This is a genomic window from Streptomyces sp. DSM 116795, from assembly GCF_055792905.1.
The window spans coordinates 3,597,113-3,614,312 of the sequence record NZ_CM147707.1 but is presented as its reverse complement, the minus strand read 5'-3'; the positions used below and the strand labels follow the sequence as shown (position 1 = coordinate 3,614,312).

Sequence of the window (17,200 nt, the reverse complement as noted above, 5' to 3'; positions counted from 1 at the left end):
GACGACCGGAGGGTGGGCACCGTGCGGATGTATCCGGAGCCGACGGGCGAGGTGCGCATGAGTCTGTCACTGCGCTTCGCCGCCGGGTCTCACGACGGCATGATCCGGGACCACAACGAGGACTCCGGATACGCCGGCCCGCGCCTGCTCGCGGTCGCCGACGGCATGGGCGGCCAGGCCGCCGGAGAGGTCGCCAGCTCCGAGGTGATCTCCACCATCGTCCAGCTCGACGAGGACATCCCCGGCTCCGACGTCCTCACCTCGCTCGGTGTCGCGGTGCAGCGGGCCAACGACCAGCTGCGCGTCATGGTCGAGGAGGACCCGCAGCTGGAAGGCATGGGCACGACGCTCACCGCCCTTCTGTGGACGGGCCGCCGGCTCGGCCTCGTACACGTCGGCGACTCCCGTGCGTACCTGCTCCGTGACGGACAGCTCACGCAGATCACCCAGGACCACACCTGGGTGCAGAAACTGGTCGACGAGGGGCGCATCACCGAAGAGGAAGCCACGACCCACCCGCAGCGCTCCCTGCTGATGCGCGCGCTGGGCAGCGGCGACCACGTCGAACCGGACCTGTCCATCAGGGAAGTACGGGCCGGCGACCGGTATCTCATCTGCTCCGACGGTCTGCCGACCGTCGTCAGCCCGCAGACCATCGAGGAAGCCCTCGGCAGCTACCAGGGGCCGCACGAGACCGTGCAGGACCTGATCCAGCTCGCGCTGCGCGGCGGCGGCCCGGACAACATCACGTGCATCGTCGCGGATGTCGTCGACGTCGACGAGAACGACGCCCTCGGGCGGCAGTTGAACGACACCCCCGTGGTCGTGGGCGCCGTCGCGGAGTCCCAGACGCCGCTCGGTGGCGCCGGCGCGATGGGGACGCCGGCGGCGCGCGCGGCCGAACTCGGCCGCAATGCGGGCCAGTCCGTGCCCCCGCAGAACCACGCGGGCGAAGGTTTCGGCCCGCCCGGAAGCGGCGACATGGGCGGCCCCGCGGGCGGCAGCTTCGGCACGTACACCGAGGACGACTTCATCAAGCACCGCGGCGGCAGAAGGTGGCTGCGCCGCTCGCTGTGGATCACGATGATCCTGATCATCGTCGGCGGCGGACTGTACGGCGGCTACCGCTGGACCCAGACCCAGTACTACGTCGGCGCCAACGACGACCACGTCGCGCTCTACCGCGGCATCAGCCAGGAACTCGCGGGCATCAGCCTGAACGAGGTCTACCAGGACCGCCCCGCAGTCGAACTCAAGTACCTGCCCGGTTACCAGCGCAACCAGGTCCGCGAGACCATCGCGGCCAGCAGCGCGGGCGAAGCCCGCGACAAGGCCGACGAGTTGGAGCAGCAGGCCGAGGTCTGCCGCATCGTCGCCGAGCAGCGCGTGCAGCCCCCGGCCGACGAGGGCAAGCAGAAGGACGAGCAGGACAAGCAGGGCGAAACGGGCGGGAACAAGACCGGCGCCGCCGACGGCTCCTCCAGCAGCAAGGACCCGGGCAGCAGCGACTCCCCGTCGCCGTCGCCCACCCCGAAGCTCTCGGAGAAGCAGCAGCAGCTCGCCAAGCAGTGCACCGCGCCGTAGGGGGGCTCCGGCAGCTATGAGCAGCAACATCATGTCCAACACCGGCAGCAATACGACGGTCTCCCCCGGGGGCCTTCCAAGCCGCCGCAACACCGAGATGGCGATGCTGATCTTCGCCGTGCTCATCCCGGTGTTCGCCTACGCCAACGTCGGCCTCGCCAAGGACGGAGCGCTCCCCGCCGGGATGCTCGGCTACGGCCTCGGCCTGGGCCTGCTCGCCGGCGTCGCACACATCGTCGTACGCCGCTGGGCGCCGTACGCGGACCCGCTGATGCTGCCCATCGCCACGCTGCTCAACGGCCTGGGCCTGGTCCTGATCTGGCGACTCGACCAGGAACCCACCATCACCACCGACCAGACGGGCGGGGCCGCGGCACCGAGCCAGCTGATGTGGTCCACGCTCGCGGTCGCCTTGTTCGCCGGCGTACTGGTCTTCCTCAAGGACCACCGCGTCCTGCAGCGCTACACCTACATCTCGATGGCCACCGCCCTGGTCCTGCTGGCGCTGCCGATCTTCTTCCCGGCCAAGAACGGCGCCAAGATCTGGATCACCATTCCCGGCGTCGGCTCCCTGCAGCCCGGCGAGTTCGCGAAGATCATCCTCGCGGTGTTCTTCGCCGGCTATCTGATGGTGAAGCGGGACGCGCTCGCCCTGGCCAGCCGCCGCTTCATGGGCCTCTACCTGCCCCGCGGCCGCGACCTCGGACCGATCATCGCGATCTGGGCACTCAGCCTGATGATCCTCGTCTTCGAGACGGACCTGGGCACCTCGCTGCTCTTCTTCGGCCTCTTCGTCGTGATGCTGTACGTCGCCACCGAACGCACCAGCTGGATCGTCTTCGGTCTCACCCTCTCCGTGGTCGGCGCGGTCGCCGTCGCCAGCTTCGAGCCACACGTCCAGAGCCGCGTCCAGGACTGGCTCGACCCCATGCAGGCGTTCAAGGACGGCTCCGAGCAGCCCGCTCAGGCGCTGTGGGCCTTCGGTTCCGGCGGTGTGCTCGGCTCGGGGCTCGGGCAGGGCTTCTCCCGGCTCATCGGCTTCGCAGCCAAGAGCGACTACATCTTCGGCACCGTCGGCGAAGAGCTCGGCCTGACCGGCACGATGGCGATCCTGCTGATGTACGGACTGCTCATCGAGCGCGGCATCCGCACCTCCCTCGCGGCCCGCGACCCGTTCGGCAAGCTCCTCGCCGTCGGCCTCTCCTCGGCCCTGGGCCTCCAGGTCTTCATCGTCGCCGGCGGAGTCATGGGGCTCATCCCGCTCACCGGTATGACGCTCCCCTTCATGGCGCAGGGCGGCTCCTCCGTCGTCGCCAACTGGGCTCTCGTCGCGATCTTGTTGAAGATCAGCGATACCGCGCGCCGGCCCGCGCCGGCGCCCGCGCCGTCCCCGGACGCCGAGATGACTCAGGTGGTCCGCCCATGAAGCCTCCACCGATGAAGACCCCACCTATGAAGACTCCGCCCATGGAGGCGACCGAGCACGTGTCCCGGCTACCCGCACGAGGTGATGCACAGTGAACAAGCCACTGCGCCGGATCGCGATGTTCTGCGGCCTGCTCGTGCTCGCCCTGCTGGTACGGGACAACTGGATCCAGCTCGTCCAGGCCGACGAACTCAAGACCGATCCGAAGAACCGACGCGTCGCCATCGAGCGCTACTCACAGCCGCGCGGCAACATCATCGTCGACGGCAAGTCGATCACCGACTCCACCGAGACCAAGAGCGGCGACTTCCGGTACAAGCGCACGTACAAGAACGGCCCGATGTGGTCGCCCGTGACCGGCTACGCCTCTCAGGCCTTCGGCGCGAACCAGCTGGAAGCCCTCAACGACGGCATCCTCACCGGCGGCGACGACCGGCTCTTCTTCAACCGCACCATCGACATGCTCACGGGCAAGCCGCAGAAGGGCGGCAACGTCGTCACGACCCTCAACGCCAAGGCGCAGAAGGCCGCCTTCGAGGGCCTCGGCGACAAGAAGGGCGCGGTCGCCGCGATAAATCCCAAGACCGGCGCCATCCTCGCCCTGGCCAGCACCCCGTCCTACGACCCGTCCAGCTTCGCCGGGAACGGCGACTCCGACACCGCGGAGTGGTCGAAGCTGCAGAAGCAGCAGAACGAGGACGAGCCGATGCTCAACAGGGCTCTGCGGCAGACCTATCCGCCCGGTTCCACGTACAAGGTCGTCACGGCGGCCGCGGGCCTGGAGAGCGGCAAGTACGACCTGGACAAGGCGACAGACAGCCCGGACCCGTACAAGCTGCCGGACTCGCAGACCAAGCTCGGCAACGAGGGCAGCCCGCCCTGCGAGAACTCCACGGTGCGCACCGCGCTCCAGTACTCCTGCAACACCGTCTTCGCGAAGATGAGCCACGAGCTCGGCAACGAAGAGATGATCGACATGTCCGAGAAGTTCGGCTTCAACGACAAGGAACTGGACACCCCGGTCCGCGCCGCCGAGAGCGTCTACCCGGAGGACAACAAGCCGCAGAACGCCATGGCCGGCATCGGACAGGCCAGCAACCGCGCGACGCCGCTGCAGATGGCCATGGTCGCCTCCTCGGTGGCCAACAACGGCGCCCTCATGAAGCCGTACATGGTCGACCAGCTCGTCGCCCCGAACCTGAACGTCGTCGAGCAGCACAAGCCGACGGAGATGAGCCGGCCGGTCTCGTCCGAGAACGCGCAGAAGCTTCAGCAGGGCATGGAGACCGTGGTCGAGAAGGGCACCGGAACCAGCGCCCAGATCCCCGACGTCACAGTCGGAGGCAAGACCGGCACCGCCCAGCGCGGTGTGGACAACAGCGAGAACCCGTATGCGTGGTTCATCTCATATGCGAAGGACAAGGACGGTTCCGCCCCCGTCGCGGTCGCCGTCGTCATCGAGGGTTCGGACGCGCTCCGCAGCGACATCGCGGGCGGCAAGCTCGCCGCCCCCGTCGCCAAGGGCGTGATGAAGGCCGTACTCGAGGGCGAGCAATGACGTACACGACGCTCGTCGCCAAGATCCACCGGAGCCCGGGAGTTCGCCCGGAACCGGGGGAAGTGACCGAAAGCACCCCGGCGGCCCCGCAAGTGGTGACGTCAGTCACCACAGTCACGACCGACCCGCACGAGTGGGCGGGTACCGTATCCCGAGCAGCACACCGCCGTGCCGTACGTCAGATACGGGCCCGGACGAACGGAGAGGGCTGGAGACTATGGAAGAGCCGCGTCGCCTCGGCGGCCGGTACGAGCTGGGCTCAGTGCTCGGCCGCGGAGGCATGGCCGAGGTGTACCTCGCTCATGACACGCGCCTGGGCAGGACGGTCGCGGTCAAGACGCTCCGCGTCGACCTGGCTCGTGACCCGTCGTTCCAGGCCCGGTTCCGCCGCGAGGCCCAGTCGGCCGCATCGCTGAACCACCCGGCGATCGTCGCTGTCTACGACACCGGCGAGGACTATGTCGACGGCGTCTCCATCCCGTACATCGTGATGGAGTACGTGGACGGGTCCACTCTCCGCGAACTGCTGCACTCCGGGCGCAAGCTGCTTCCCGAGCGCGCCATGGAGATGTGCGTCGGGATCCTCCAGGCCCTGGAGTACTCCCACCGCAGCGGCATCGTGCACCGCGACATCAAGCCCGCCAACGTCATGCTCACGCGCAACGGCCAGGTAAAGGTCATGGACTTCGGCATCGCGCGGGCCATGGGCGACTCCGGCATGACGATGACGCAGACCGCGGCCGTGATCGGCACCGCCCAGTACCTCTCCCCGGAGCAGGCCAAGGGCGAGCAGGTCGACTCCCGCTCGGACCTGTACTCGACGGGCTGTCTGATCTACGAACTCCTCACGAACCGCCCGCCGTTCGTCGGCGACTCCCCCGTCGCGGTGGCCTATCAGCACGTAAGGGAAGATCCGCAGCCGACCACCGTCTTCGACCCCGAGATCTCGCCCGAGATGGACGCGATCGTCATGAAGGCTCTGGTCAAGGACCCGGACTACCGGTATCAGAGCGCCGATGAGATGCGCGCCGACATAGAGGCGTGCCTCGACGGCCAGCCCGTCGCCGCCACCGCCGCCATGAGCGCGATGGGCGCCGCCGGCTACGGCGGTTACCCCGACGACCAGCCGACCACGGCGCTGCGGGCGCAGGACTCCCAGACCTCGATGATGCCGCCCGTCCGCGACGACAACGGCGGCTACTACGACGACGGGCGGGGAGGCCGCAGGCGGCAGAACCGGAGCAACCTCTCCACGATCCTGCTCGTCCTCGCCGCGATCTTCATCCTCGTCGGTGCGATCTTCATCGGCAAGACGCTCTTCGCCGGAGGCCCCGCGAACACCACGAAGGTGCCGGATCTCGCGGGCGAGACGTATCCGGCGGCCCAGAAACTCGCTGACAACGGCGGCTTCAAGGTCACCAAGGGCGACAGCAAGTTCTGCCAGGAGAAGAAGAACACCGTCTGCGAAACGGATCCGTCCGAGGGCTCGGAGATCGACCGGGGCGAGACCGTCACCGTCATCATGTCCAAGGGCGCGGCTCCGGCCCCGATCCCCGACGTGGAGGGGAAGCCCTTCCCCGACGCCAAGCAGGAGCTCGAGGGCGCCGGGTTCCAGGTCCAGCGGAAGACGCAGGAGTCCGACGAGACGCCGGGCACCGTGCTGACGCAGAATCCGAACGGCGGCGGCAAGGCCCCGAAGAACTCGACGATCGTCCTGACCGTCGCCCAGGAGCAGCAGGCGACCGTGCCGAACGTCGTGGGCCAGCAATTCGACGCCGCGGAGAAGCTGTTGGAGGAACGCGGCTTCGAGGTGGCCCGCAAGGAGCAGGACGCTCCCGACAAGGCGGCCGGCGAGGTCCTCGCCCAGGACCCGGCGGCCAACCAGCAGGCCAAGGTCGGTGAGCAGGTGACCCTGACCGTCGCCAAGGCGCCGGACGACCAGCCGGCCACCGTCCCGGACGTCACCGGCCAACTGGTCGCGGACGCCCGTGAGTCGCTGGAGGAAGCGGGCTTCACGGTGCAGGTCCAGGGCGCCGCGGACGAGGACAACGCGACCGTCATCACCACCAACCCGCCCGCCAACACCCAGGGCAAGAAGGGCGACACGGTCACGATCTTCGCCCGCGACGGTCAGCCGGACGACGGTGACGACGGCATCTTCGGCGGGCCGGCCGGTCAGCCGGGCAGGGGCAACGACAGGTCCTGAGGCGGAGACACCGAAGGCACCTGTGCACGTACGGACGCGCCCCCGCGGCATCGCTGCGGGGGCGCGTCCGTGCGCGGGGCCGTCGTCGGGCCGCCGAGCAGGGCAGCGGGCAGGGCAGCGGGCAGGGCAGCGGGCAGGGCAGCGGGCAGGGCAGCGGGCAGGGCAGCGGGCAGGGCAGGGCAACTGGCCCGTCTGTCAGCGCAGTTCCCTCGGCGGAGTCCGCTTCGAGTCGACGTCCTCCGTGCGCTCCAGTTCGCCCCACACCACGTAGCGGTACTTGGAGGTGTAGACGGGCGTGCAGGTGGTCAGCGTGATGTAGCGGCCGTCACGCGTCCTGCCCGACTCCTTCGGCACCGGATCCAGAACGTCCACGTTGTACTTGGATGTGCGCGGAAGGATCGAGTAGACCTTGTAGACGAACCAGGTGTTCTTCGTCTCGAAGACGACGGCGTCGCCCTTCCGGATCTTGTCGATCTTGTGGAACTTCGCGCCGTGACCGTCGCGGTGGGCCGCCAGCGAGAAGTTGCCGGACTGGTCCTGCGGCATCCCCGACTTGACCGGCTTCGTGTAGTAGCCGGCCGCGCCCTTGTTGAGCTCCTTCGCGTCGGTGCCCTTCATCACCAGGACGTCCTCCCGCGACATCGACGGCACGTGCAGGAAGCCGATGCCGTCCTTGGTGTCGAGGGCGCCCGGCGTGCGGTCGTGCAGCCAGCTCTCGCGCACCTTGTCGCCGGCGCGCTTGGAGTCGCGCTCGGCGAGCACGTTCGTCCACCACAGCGAATAGGCGACGAAGAGCGCGAGGACGACGCCCGCGGTGATGAGCAGCTCGCCGACGAAGCCGACGAACGCGGAGAGGCGTCGGCGTGCGGCGCCGCGTCCGTTTCCGGACCCCGGATGTGGTGGCGGAAGCGACGATGGCGCGCCGGGCCTCCCGCCCCTGTCGTGTTCGGTCTGTGACACCGCTTACCGCCCGTTTCTGCTGTCCCTACTCGACGAGAGCGTCCGGCTTGCCCTCGCTGCGCGGACGCTCCTCGACCATTTTGCCCCAGACGATGAGCCGGTATTTCGAAGTGAATTCGGGCGTGCAGGTGGTCAACGTGACATACCGGCCCGGCTTTTCGAAGCCGGAGCCCCGCGGAACAGGTTCGATGACGCTGGTGTTCGCAGGCGAGGTGGAGGGCAGCCGATTGGCCATCTTGTACGTGTAGAACTTCGTCGCCGTCTCCACAACGATGTCGTCGCCGGCGACGAGGCGGTTGATGTAACGGAACGGCTCACCATGGGTGTTGCGGTGCCCGGCCAGGGAGAAGTTGCCCTTCTTGTCCCACGGCATGGCGGTCTTGAACGGCTGCTCGTCGTAGTGCCCGACGAGGCCCTTGTCGAGCACCTTCGGCTTGGAGGTCCCCTGCGCGATGGGGACCCTGACGTCCAGCTTCGGAAGGTAGAGGATCGCGAAGCCCTCACCCGGCGCGAAGCTCTCCGCCCTGCGCTCCGGGTCGAGCTGTGCCTTGCCGCTGCCGCCGCCCTTCCACTGGTCCTGCAGGCTCTGCGCGGCGCCACCGGCTTCCTGCCCGGCCAGTACGTTCGTCCACCACAGCTGGTAGGCGACGAAGAGCAGCATCAGCACTCCGGCTGATATGAACACCTCGCCCAGCAGGCGGCTGGCGATGATCGCGGGGCCCTCGCGGCGGGCACGTTCCGCACGCCTGGCCTCCAGCCGGGTGCCGGCGGCCCGCGGCGGCTGAGTGGTGCCGCCCCGGCCGCGGCGCTGTGCCGCTCTGCGCCGGGCGGCGCGTCCGGCGAACTCCTCCGAACCGGGCCGGATCAGGCCGACGGTGCGCGTGTTCGTCTTGTCGTCGTCGGTGGACTCCCGCGCGGGGCGGCCCGCCGAAGGTGCCGGCGCCGTCTCACGGGCGGTGCGTTCGCTGCCGGCTCCGCTGCCGCTGCCGGGTTCCCCGACGACGGGCAGCGGCGCGGTCTCGGAGATCCGGGCCCCGCGACCGGGCGGGGGGTCGGCGTGGCCGGGGCCCGAGCCGGAGCCAGCGCCGGTACGTGGCGTCTGCGGGGTCCGGGGAGCCCCGGGAGCCTGCGGAGCCTGCGGAGCCTGCGGACGGGAAACGGGCGCCGCCGCGGCGCTGTTCCAGCTCACCGGGCGCCGAGTGACGGGCGGCCCGGCCGCCGTGCCGGGACTCGCCTGCTGTTCCGCACCGGAACCCCGTCCCGGACCCGGGCTCTGTCCCTGCCACTGCTGTGTAAGGCCCGACTGCGCGCTGCCGTACGGGACTTGACGCCGGGCACCGGGGCCCTGCTGCGGGGGAGCGGGGGGCGTCTGCCCGGGTTGGCCGGCCGGCTGCTGCGGGCCGGTCTGTGTGTCGCCCGGTTCCCGGTGCGGGCGGAACCACGGCGAGACGCCGTCCTGCGCCTGCTGTTCGCGCTGCTCCTGCGGTGCGTACTGCCCCTGCTGCGGGTGGCGGCCTTGCTGCGGGTGCCCGCCCTGCTGCGCGTGGCGGCCTTGCTGTCCTTGCTGTCCCTGCTGTGCCTGCTGCCCCTGCTGTCCCTGGACCTCGTAGTCCCGCGGCCCGTACCCCTGCGAGGAGTAGCCCTGAGCCTGATACCCCTGGGACGAGTAGTGCTGCCCTTGCTGGTACGCCTGCCGGCCCTGCTCCGGCTGCCGGCTCTGCCCCGGCAGCGGATCGCTCAGCGGATCGCTCAGCGCGTCGACCGCACGCTGGAAGTCCTCGCCCTCGCCCCGCCCGTAGGCCCAACCGCCCCCGGAACCGCGGGGACTGTACGGATCGCCCTCGTCCGGCTCGCCGTAGGGATCGCCGTACGCGTCTCGGTATGCGTCGCCGTACGGCCGCCCGTAGGCGTCCTCCCCCTCGGGGGGCATCCCCGTCACCTGCCCCCCGCGGCCGGGCTCCCGGCAGCGGCAGCGCCGGCCCGCACCCCGGACAGCCCGGCGGCACGCTCTACGGCGCCGGCGTCGCCGCACTCGGCAAGCCAGTTGGCGAGCATCAGATGACCCCACTCCGTCAGCACGGACTCGGGGTGGAACTGCACGCCCTCGACGGCCAGTTCACGGTGCCGCAGCCCCATCACGAGCCCGTTGCCGGTCCGCGCGGTCACCTCCAGCGCCTCCGGTACGTCCGTACCGTCCACGCCCAGCGAGTGGTAGCGCGTGGCCGTGAACGGCGAGGGCAGCCCCGCGAAGACGCCTGAGCCCTCGTGCGAGACCTGCGACGTCTTGCCGTGCAGCAGCTCGGGAGCGCGCCCCACGACGCCGCCGTACGCCACAGCCATCGACTGCATCCCCAGGCAGACGCCGAACACGGGCACTCCGCCCGAAGCGCAGTGCCGCACCATCTCCACGCAGACACCGGCCTGTTCGGGCGTGCCGGGCCCGGGGGAGAGCAGCACGCCGTCGAACCCCTCGTCGGCGTGGCCCAGTTCGGTCTCGTCGTTGCGTACGACCTCGCACTCGGCGCCCAACTGGTAGAGGTACTGCACGAGGTTGAAGACGAAGCTGTCGTAGTTGTCGACGACGAGGATGCGGGCGGCGCCCATCAGCTGCCACCGCCGTCGACGGTCACGTCGTTGAACGGCAGCAGCGGCTCCGCCCAGGGGAAGACGTACTGAAAGAGCAGAAAAACGACCCCGAGCGCGAGCACGAGCGAGCACAGGGCCCGCACCCATGTGTTGCCCGGCAGATGCCGCCAGATCCAGCCGTACATCCCTGCGTGCCGTCCCTTCCGTACCGTAGGTCCTCGCCTTCGGGCGCGCCCACCAGAGTACGGGGCTGCGCCGGGGCGAAGTGCGTCAGTCGGGCAAGTGGGCCTTGGACTGTGCCCGCTTCACCCGGTCGGCTTCGCGTACTGCAGATCGACGGTGCCCGAATAGCCGGGCAGGGTCACGGACTTGCGCTCGTCGACCTTCCAGCCGAGGTCGTAGGCGTCCACGTACTGCAGGTAGTTCTGGATCGCGGGCGAGGCGTCCAGGGCCTTCTGCAGCGACTCCTGGTCGCCGACCGCCGTCACCTTGTACGGAGGTGAGTAGACGCGGCCCTGAAGGATCAGGGTGTTGCCGACGCAGCGCACGGCACTCGTCGAGATCAGCCGCTGGTCCATGATCTTGATGCCCTTGGCGCCGCCCTTCCACAGTGCGTTGACGACGGCCTGCAGGTCCTGCTGGTGGATCACGAGGTCGTTGGCCTGCGGCTCGGGCACGCCGGGGATCTGGGCGGTGGCGTTCGGCGGTGCGTCGTCGAGGGTCACGGACAGCCCCGCTCCGGAGACCTTCTTGGTGCCGGCGTCCTCCTCCAGCCCGGACAGCTTCCGGTTCTCCTCGCTGCTGCTTCCGCTGTCGCGCTGTGCGAGGCGGTCGACCTGGCCGCGTACGGCTGCGGCGGAGGCGTCGAGCTCGGCGTTCTTGCGGCTCCGTTCCTGAATCAGGTCGGACAGCCGCAGCATCGATGAGTCGGTACGCAGATCGGTACCATGTGCGGTGTTGAAACTGATCCAGAAGATGAGACCGGCGAGGGCGAAGACCCCCAGGGTGGCCAGCCGTGCAGGACGGATTCGGAATCTGGTCACTACCCTCGTCTCCCTCCACCGCGGGGAAGCACTACGCTAACGGACCACCACAGCGTCACATCCCCCTCGGTCCCCGTTCCGAGGGGCCCCATCGCGGTAAGGGAAGCCGTCGACAGGAGAGACTCTCGTGCCGAAGTCACGGATCCGCAAAAAGGAAGACTTCACTCCGCCCCCGGAGAAGAAGGCGACCGAGATCAACCTCGGTACCACGGGCGGCAGGTGGGTCGCGCCGCTGATGCTGGCGATGTTCACCATCGGCCTCGCGTGGATCGTGCTGTTCTACGTGACCCAGAGCAAGCTGCCGGTCGAAGCGTTCGGCAGCTGGAACATCGTGGTCGGCTTCGGCTTCATCGCGGCGGGCTTCGTCGTCTCCACCCAGTGGAAATAGCACCGTCCGTTCGCTCCCGGGCCGTCGGTCCGGGAGCGGACCAGAGGGCTCGGGGGGCCTCCCGCGGCGGCTCCGACCTGGCGCGAAGCCACTCGCGCACCAAGTTATCCACAGCCTGATCCACAGGGCTGGATAACTTTCACACCATCTGTGGATAACTCTGCGTGAGTTGACGCTCGTCCTACCGGTACTTTCTGCAGCCCGGTCCCCGTCACCCCTCCTGTACAGGGGAAACGCACCTGTGAGCGAGACTGGACAGCCGTTCCGTACACCGTGCACAAGATCCGGAACGCGCTGTGGACAACAGGTCGAAATCCCCGGTCAGAGCGGGGGGCGTCGGGCCGGAACGGCTCAGGGCGTCAGCTGGAGCGTCCGTACGACGCATGCCGCCACGATCAGCAGCACCATCAGCGCGCACGAGCCGTACTGCACCAGCCGCCGGTTCTTCCGGGGCGCGTGCACCATCGCGTACGCGATCAGCGCGCCGACGGCCAGCCCGCCGATGTGCGCCTGCCAGGAGATGCCCTGCCAGGTGAAGGTGAAGACGAGGTTGATGCCCAGCAGGATCAGGATGGGCCGCATGTCGTAGTTCATGCGGCGCATGAGGACGGCCGTCGCCCCGAAGAGCCCGAAGATCGCGCCGGAGGCGCCGAGCGACGCCTGCCCCGGAGCGGAGACCAGGAAGGTGAGGGCGCTGCCGCCGAGACCGGAGAGGAAATACAGCGCGCTGTAGCGCAGGCGCCCCAGCGCCGCCTCCAGGGGCGGGCCGAGGAACCAGAGACCCAGCATGTTCATCGCGATGTGCCAGATCTCCTGGTGCAGGAACATCGAGGTCAGCAGCCTGTACCACTGGCCCTGTGCGACGCCCTCCACCGGGCCGTACGGCTCGGTGACCGCCTGGCCGAACAGCAGCAGGTCGTTGACCAGCCGGTCGTCGGCGACGAGCACCGCGACGAAGACGGCGGCGTTGACACCGAGAAGGATCTTCGTGATCAGGCGGCGGTCCGAGGCGATCACGCCGCCCGCTATGGTGCGCGGCGTGCTGGCCGATGGGGAGTGGCCGGTGCCGGATCCCGACTTCACGCACTCGGGGCACTGGAATCCGACCGAGGCCGGAACCATGCATTCAGGACATATCGGGCGTTCGCAGCGGACGCAGCTGATGCCGGTCTCCCGGTCCGGGTGCCGGTAGCAGTACGTCACCCGCGGTTCCGTCCGGTGCTGGTCCTCCACGGCCCGCCCCTCCCCCTCTTCCTCCGGTCTCACATCGTGCGGCCTGTTCCGCCCCGTCGTCTGTCCTACGGTCGGACGGGGCGGAACAGTTCCCGGCGCATAAGCGCCCGGCGTCAGCGGCGCTCGATCGTGACCGCTTCGAGGACGACGTCCTGGACGGGCCGGTCGGTGCGCGGGTTGGTCTGGATGCCCGCGACGGCGTCGACGACCTTCTGCGACGCCGCGTCCGTGACCTCGCCGAAGATGGTGTGCTTGCCGGTGAGCCAGGCGGTGGCGCCGACGGTGATGAAGAACTGCGAACCGTTCGTGCCCGGCCCGGCGTTCGCCATCGCCAGCAGATACGGCTTGGTGAATGCGAGGTCGGGGTGGATCTCGTCTCCGAACTCGTATCCGGGGCCGCCCGTTCCGTTGCCGAGCGGGTCACCGCCCTGGATCATGAAACCGCTGATGACCCGGTGGAAGACGGTGCCGTCGTAGAGCTTGTCGGTCGTCTTCTGACCGGTCTCCGGGTGGGTCCACTCACGCGAGCCCTCTGCGAGCTCGACGAAGTTCTTGACCGTCTTCGGCGCATGGTTCGGGAAGAGCTGAACCTCGATGTCGCCGTGATTGGTCTTCAGGGTGGCGTAGAGCTGCTCGGCCACGATCTACCTTCCATCTGTCTGCGTTGACCCGTCCGATCCTCCCACGGACCGGAGCGGCCGGTAGTACCCGCCGGTGACCCGGATGCCCCCACGCAACGCGCTTGAGTGGACGCAGCCAGGCATGATCTTCGAAACGGGTGGAAAACGACACTGTGTCCGGGGGAGGACCAACCAGCCCGTGACACGCCACCGAGGAGGAGGTACCCGTGACCCGCATGGACACCGTGCGCGCCGCGACCGGGAACACCAAGGAAAGCGTGCGGCACGCAGCGGAGGTCATGGCACCCTACGCAGGGTCCGCCAGGGACACCGCAGTGCAGTACGCGCACGAGGCGGGAGCGCGGCTGGGGCCGAAGGTCTCGCACGCCGCGCGGCAGGCCCGTACCTCGGCTCGTGACGGGTACGACCACGTTGTCGTGCCCCGTATGGCCAAGGCTCGCAAGAACCTTCCGCCCGAGCTGGACAGGGCGGCGACCAAGGCCGCCAAACGCACCCGCCGGGCCGCTCGCAAGGCGACCGACTACGCCGCACCGCGCATCGAGCACGCCGTCGCGGACGCCCGCAGCGCCTCGGGGCCGGTGCGGGAGGAGGCCGCTTCGCGCAGTGCCGCGGCGTTCGCCGCGCTGCGGGGTCAGGTGTCGGCCAAGGAGATCGAGAAACTGATGCGCAAGCGCGACAAGCGTGCGCGCAGGGGCCGTCTGGCCAGGCGGCTCGGTCTGCTCGGCCTGCTGGCGGGCGGTGTCTACGCTGCCTGGCGCTGGTGGGACAAGCAGGCCAACCCCGACTGGCTCGTCGAGCCGCCCGAGGCCACGGAGGTCGGCGACCGTGCGTCGCTGACGTCGGTCGGCGGGGCCGCGGCGGAGCGTCGTGCCGGTGACGGTCAGCTCGACCCCGAGGTCGAGGCGAAGGCCAAGGAGGCCAAGGAGGCCAAGGAGGCCGAGACGAAGGCAAAGCGGCGGGGCCACTAGGGCACGCCGTCCGGCAGGCCGGGCGGGCCCGCCGGACAACTGGTGCCCGGACACCCGGTGACCGGGCAACCGGTAGCCGGCAAGCGGCAGTTGACAGCCGGCGCAACGACCGGCCGTGGCGCGGCTGCGGGCCGGCGGGCATCACGGATGCCTGCCGGCCCGCGCGCATGAGCGACAGCCCTTGAGCGCCGAACCCTGAGCCGTGGCCTCCGAGCCGGGCCTCCGAGCCGGGCCTCCGAGCCGGACGCTCGCCATTACCGGTACGAATGACGCGCCGCCGCGACTGACAAGGCGTAGGGGGAGTACGGGAAGGCGGGGGCGCCAATGAGCGGCGCACATGAGGCTGCGTAAGCTCGCGATGCGCCCGCCGTCGTCCACCGTCCGCCGTACTTGTACGCGAGGAACAACAGATGCCGTCCGCACAGCGCGTCACCCGCTGGATCACCCCGGTCGTCCTCCTCATCGTCTGGCTGGTGCTCGGCGGTCTCCTCGGTCCGTACGCCGGCAAGCTCGGCGAGGTCGCCACCAACGACCAGTCCACCTTCCTGCCGCGAAGTGCCGAGTCCACCCGAGTCATCGACGCGCAGAAGAGCTTCCAGCAGGACGAGACGATTCCCGCGGTGGTCGTCTGGACCGCGCGGGAAGGGAAGATCGACCCCCAGCAGCGCGAAGCCGCGACGCGCGCCCTCGCTTCGCTCTCCGGCACCGATGGTGTCGTCGGCAAGCCCTCGGCCGCCGTCCCCAGCAAGGACGGCCGCGCGCTGCAGGGCGCGGTGGAGATCCGTTCCGACCTGGACGAGGCGCTTCCGGACCTGCTCGGCGATCTGCGCTCCGAAGCGCAAGGCGTTGAGGGGACGAAGGCACACATCACAGGGCCGGCGGCGACGCAGGCCGACCTCTCCGAGGCGTTCTCCGGGATCGACGGGATCCTGCTCGTCGTCGCACTCGTCGTCGTCCTGCTGATTCTGCTGCTGGTGTATCGCAGCCTCCTGCTGCCGTTCCTCATCATCCTCAGCGCCGTCTTCGCGCTCTCCCTCGCCTGTGCCGTGGTGTACGAACTGGCGCAGGAGGACGCCGTGAGCGTCGACGGACAGGTGCAGGGCATCCTCTCGATCCTCGTCATCGGCGCGGCGACCGACTACGCGCTGCTGCTCTCCGCGCGCTTCCGCGAGGAACTCGCCGCGCAGGGCGAACGCTTCGCCGCCATGCGCTCGGCGCTGCGCCGCTCGTTCGGGGCCATCACGGCGAGCGCGGCGACCGTGGCGCTGGGGCTGCTCGCCCTGCTGCTGAGCGACCTCACCAACAACCGCGCGCTGGGCCCGGTGGGCGCCATCGGCATCGTCTGCTCCGTCATCAGCACCCTCACGTTCCTGCCGGCGACGCTCCTGCTCCTGGGACGCGCCGCATACTGGCCGGCACGCCCCAGGCCTGCGGCGGAATCCGCCCCCGGCGGGGACGGCAGCGAGGCCGGCGACGCCGACGGGGGTACGGCCGCACCGCCCGCGAAGGGCGTGTGGGGCTGGATCGCCGCCCGCGTCGACCGCATGCCGCGCAGAATCTGGGCAAGCACCCTGGTGGCGCTCATCGCCTGCGCCGCGTTCTCACCGCAGTTGAACTCGAAGGGCGTCCCGGTCGACGAGATCTTCGTCAAGGACGAGCCTTCCGTCACCGGTCAGCGCGCGCTCAGCGACCACTTCCCCGGCGGCTCCGGAAACCCCGCCGTCATCGTCGCCGACGCCGGCAAGGCCCGCGAGGTCACCAGTGCCGCGGCCCGTACGGAAGGCGTCGCGACGGCCGCTCCGCTCACGGAATCGGGCCGCCCCGGTCCGGGCGAACCGCTCGTCGCGGACGGCCGCGTGCTCATCAACGCCACGCTCACCGCGAGCGCCTCCAGCGACGACGCCAAGCAGACGGTGGACCGGCTGCGTACGTCCGTGCACGACGTGCAGGGAGCGGACGCCCTGGTGGGCGGCTACACCGCGCAGCAGCACGACATCCAGACCACCGCCGAGCACGACCGGGGGCTCATCGTCCCCGTCGTGCTGGTGATCATTCTCGTGATCCTGACGGTGCTGCTGCGCGCCCTGTTCATCCCGGTGCTGCTGGTGGCGACCGTCGCGCTCAACTTCCTCGCCACGCTGGGAGTCGCCGCGCTGGTCTTCGAGCATCTCCTCGGCTTCTCCGGCACGGACGCCTCGGTGCCCCTGTACGGGTTCGTGTTCCTCGTGGCCCTCGGCGTGGACTACAACATCTTCCTGCTGACGCGGGTGCGCGAGGAGGCACTGCTGTACGGCACCCGTGCCGGCATCCGCAGAGGGCTCACCGCCACGGGCGGCGTGATCACTTCGGCGGGCGTGGTGCTGGCGGCGACCTTCGCGGCACTGGTGGTCATCCCGCTCTCCTTCCTCGTCCAGATCGCCTTCATCGTCGCCTTCGGGGTGCTGCTGGACACGCTCGTCGTCCGCTCACTGCTGGTGCCCGCGCTGGCGCGCGACATCGGTCCCGCGGTGTGGTGGCCCGGGGCGCTGCGCCGCCGCGGCTGAGCGGGGCGCGCGTGGTGAGCTGTCCCGGGGTCTCCGACAACCGGGGCCCCGCACCTTGGGCCGG

General features: G+C 69.5%; 14 protein-coding genes. 7 read left to right on the top strand and 7 right to left on the bottom strand.

Features of this window, described 5'->3' with window-relative positions:
• Positions 1 to 12: 12 nt before the first annotated feature.
• From ACSMXX_RS15540 to pknB, 4 genes are all read left to right on the top strand, one after another.
• The gene (locus ACSMXX_RS15540; protein ID WP_473179293.1) at positions 13 to 1,584 is read left to right on the top strand and encodes a PP2C family protein-serine/threonine phosphatase; all 1,572 of its coding nucleotides are present in this window, start codon (positions 13 to 15) and stop codon (positions 1,582 to 1,584) included.
• Positions 1,585 to 1,600: 16 nt separating this feature from the next.
• A complete protein-coding gene (locus ACSMXX_RS15535; protein ID WP_473179292.1) occupies positions 1,601 to 3,010 on the top strand; it encodes an FtsW/RodA/SpoVE family cell cycle protein in 1,410 nt (469 codons plus the stop codon).
• A 91-nt stretch (positions 3,011 to 3,101) separates the two neighbouring features.
• Positions 3,102 to 4,568 (top strand): peptidoglycan D,D-transpeptidase FtsI family protein, encoded by a 1,467-nt coding sequence (locus ACSMXX_RS15530; RefSeq protein ID WP_473179291.1) that lies wholly within the window; start codon positions 3,102 to 3,104, stop codon positions 4,566 to 4,568.
• Between the two features lie 217 nt (positions 4,569 to 4,785).
• Complete coding sequence (gene pknB, locus ACSMXX_RS15525; protein ID WP_473179290.1) at positions 4,786 to 6,774, top strand: Stk1 family PASTA domain-containing Ser/Thr kinase; 1,989 nt, start codon at positions 4,786 to 4,788, stop codon at positions 6,772 to 6,774.
• A 195-nt stretch (positions 6,775 to 6,969) separates the two neighbouring features.
• Here pknB and ACSMXX_RS15520 read toward each other — a convergent pair whose 3' ends face one another.
• The 5 genes from ACSMXX_RS15520 to ACSMXX_RS15500 all read right to left on the bottom strand — a co-directional run bounded on the left by ACSMXX_RS15520 (position 6,970) and on the right by ACSMXX_RS15500 (position 11,363).
• Positions 6,970 to 7,734 carry a class E sortase gene (locus ACSMXX_RS15520; protein WP_473179289.1) on the bottom strand — a complete coding sequence of 255 codons (765 nt, stop codon included), beginning with the start codon at positions 7,732 to 7,734 and terminating at the stop codon, positions 6,970 to 6,972.
• Positions 7,735 to 7,759: 25 nt separating this feature from the next.
• On the bottom strand, positions 7,760 to 9,664 hold the full coding sequence (locus ACSMXX_RS15515; RefSeq protein ID WP_473179288.1) for a class E sortase: 1,905 nt from the start codon (positions 9,662 to 9,664) through the stop codon (positions 7,760 to 7,762).
• A 5-nt stretch (positions 9,665 to 9,669) separates the two neighbouring features.
• Positions 9,670 to 10,338: an aminodeoxychorismate/anthranilate synthase component II gene (locus ACSMXX_RS15510; protein WP_473179287.1), complete on the bottom strand. Its 669-nt coding sequence runs from the start codon at positions 10,336 to 10,338 to the stop codon at positions 9,670 to 9,672.
• Positions 10,338 to 10,505: a hypothetical protein gene (locus ACSMXX_RS15505; RefSeq protein ID WP_171904167.1), complete on the bottom strand. Its 168-nt coding sequence runs from the start codon at positions 10,503 to 10,505 to the stop codon at positions 10,338 to 10,340. The genes ACSMXX_RS15510 and ACSMXX_RS15505 overlap by 1 nt, the downstream gene beginning before the upstream one ends.
• 120 nt (positions 10,506 to 10,625) lie before the next feature.
• Positions 10,626 to 11,363: a DUF881 domain-containing protein gene (locus ACSMXX_RS15500; protein WP_473179286.1), complete on the bottom strand. Its 738-nt coding sequence runs from the start codon at positions 11,361 to 11,363 to the stop codon at positions 10,626 to 10,628.
• 127 nt (positions 11,364 to 11,490) lie between these two features.
• On the opposite strand from ACSMXX_RS15500, the gene crgA reads away from it, so the two are divergent.
• Complete coding sequence (gene crgA / locus ACSMXX_RS15495) at positions 11,491 to 11,751, top strand: cell division protein CrgA (protein WP_473179285.1); 261 nt, start codon at positions 11,491 to 11,493, stop codon at positions 11,749 to 11,751.
• Between the two features lie 351 nt (positions 11,752 to 12,102).
• Here crgA and ACSMXX_RS15490 read toward each other — a convergent pair whose 3' ends face one another.
• The gene (locus ACSMXX_RS15490; RefSeq protein ID WP_473179284.1) at positions 12,103 to 12,873 is read right to left on the bottom strand and encodes a rhomboid family intramembrane serine protease; all 771 of its coding nucleotides are present in this window, start codon (positions 12,871 to 12,873) and stop codon (positions 12,103 to 12,105) included.
• Positions 12,874 to 13,097: 224 nt separating this feature from the next.
• Positions 13,098 to 13,625 carry a peptidylprolyl isomerase gene (locus tag ACSMXX_RS15485; RefSeq protein ID WP_473179283.1) on the bottom strand — a complete coding sequence of 176 codons (528 nt, stop codon included), beginning with the start codon at positions 13,623 to 13,625 and terminating at the stop codon, positions 13,098 to 13,100.
• Between the two features lie 206 nt (positions 13,626 to 13,831).
• On the opposite strand from ACSMXX_RS15485, the gene ACSMXX_RS15480 reads away from it, so the two are divergent.
• Entirely contained in the window at positions 13,832 to 14,593 is a 762-nt protein-coding gene (locus ACSMXX_RS15480) for a DUF5324 family protein (RefSeq protein ID WP_473179282.1), read from the top strand.
• Positions 14,594 to 15,003: 410 nt separating this feature from the next.
• Entirely contained in the window at positions 15,004 to 17,136 is a 2,133-nt protein-coding gene (locus tag ACSMXX_RS15475; protein ID WP_473179281.1) for an MMPL family transporter, read from the top strand.
• The last annotated feature ends 64 nt before the right edge of the window (positions 17,137 to 17,200 follow it).

Coding starts and splice junctions, on each gene's coding strand:
- ACSMXX_RS15535 (WP_473179292.1), top strand. CDS start 1,601: ATGAGCAGCAACATCATGTCCAACACCGGCAGCAATACGACGGTCTCC.
- pknB (WP_473179290.1), top strand. CDS start 4,786: ATGGAAGAGCCGCGTCGCCTCGGCGGCCGGTACGAGCTGGGCTCAGTG.
- ACSMXX_RS15515 (WP_473179288.1), bottom strand. CDS start 9,664: ATGCCCCCCGAGGGGGAGGACGCCTACGGGCGGCCGTACGGCGACGCA.
- ACSMXX_RS15510 (WP_473179287.1), bottom strand. CDS start 10,338: ATGGGCGCCGCCCGCATCCTCGTCGTCGACAACTACGACAGCTTCGTC.
- ACSMXX_RS15505 (WP_171904167.1), bottom strand. CDS start 10,505: ATGTACGGCTGGATCTGGCGGCATCTGCCGGGCAACACATGGGTGCGG.
- ACSMXX_RS15490 (WP_473179284.1), bottom strand. CDS start 12,873: ATGGTTCCGGCCTCGGTCGGATTCCAGTGCCCCGAGTGCGTGAAGTCG.
- ACSMXX_RS15475 (WP_473179281.1), top strand. CDS start 15,004: ATGCCGTCCGCACAGCGCGTCACCCGCTGGATCACCCCGGTCGTCCTC.